The organism is Candidatus Symbiopectobacterium sp. NZEC135 (genome assembly GCF_025962695.1).
Window position 1 is genome coordinate 1 of the sequence record NZ_JAGFPF010000697.1, and the last position, 1028, is coordinate 1028.

Here is a 1028-nt window from a genome sequence, read left to right on the forward strand (position 1 = left end):
ATCGATTCATTTTTATTTTCTTGATAGAAAAAACCGATCGAATAAGAAAAATTAAACGGTTTAACGATCGTTTTTTTTCGATCGATCTTGTGTTTATAATAGCGTGAGACTATACAACACTCCGTGCTTCGCTTTGATATCTGGATAATGTCAACAAGCGCAAAAATCAACATTAAATTAACATATAGCTAAATGCAGTAAGGTGATAAGTGGTTCAAAACCGTATTCATCTTAGATGGAAAAAATGTTTTCCGGCTTATAGCCAAACAGATTTCTTATACTAGTGTCTTGCTACATGCATCGGTAATCAGGAATTTGCGAACATCCAGGGAACCTATTGTAATTAAATGAAACATTATCCACCTCGCAAGGAATTTATGGGTAATCTGTCAGATAATCATCGTAGGAAAACACGTTATTAAATAAATAGAACAGATGGAATTGGCATGAATTTTTTTAAAAATATGAGCATTGGTAATCGGCTTTTTTCAGGGTTTGGCGTGTTAATCATATTAACGCTCTCATTATCCTCACTCAGTTATTTCTTCATAAAGAACATTGAAATTGAACTTGAAGAGATCACTGAGGATCGGATGATGAAGGTGGATATGTTACGTGACATCCAGGATATCCTTAACACCAATATACGCACTCTGCGTGACATTATTCTACTTCCAGAACAGCAGACGAAAGAAAAACAAAACCTCAAAGATATTATCGCCAAAACCACCAACACCGCGAGTGATATATATAAAAAACTTGATGTAACCATCAACACTAAGGAAGGCAGGGATTTATTTAATCAACTCGCTGAGATTAGAAAAGAATACAGCATCCATATTAATAAAGCCGTTAACTATGCCATGGAAGATAGGGATGACCAGGCAACAGCGTTAGTCTTTGGTGAAATAGCCAACATTCAAGGCATTTATTTTAGTAAACTTACTGAGTTTACCGAATTACAAGAAGCCTATGTGGATACCGCAAAGCAAATCACCAAGGATTATATTACCAAAGCCTTGTACTGG

General features: G+C 35.5%; 1 protein-coding gene. It reads left to right on the plus strand.

What is annotated here, in order from left to right:
- Positions 1–446: 446 nt before the first annotated feature.
- Positions 447–1028: MCP four helix bundle domain-containing protein (locus tag J5224_RS29820; protein WP_264628671.1), on the plus strand; the 582-nt coding region annotated here is incomplete at its 3' end.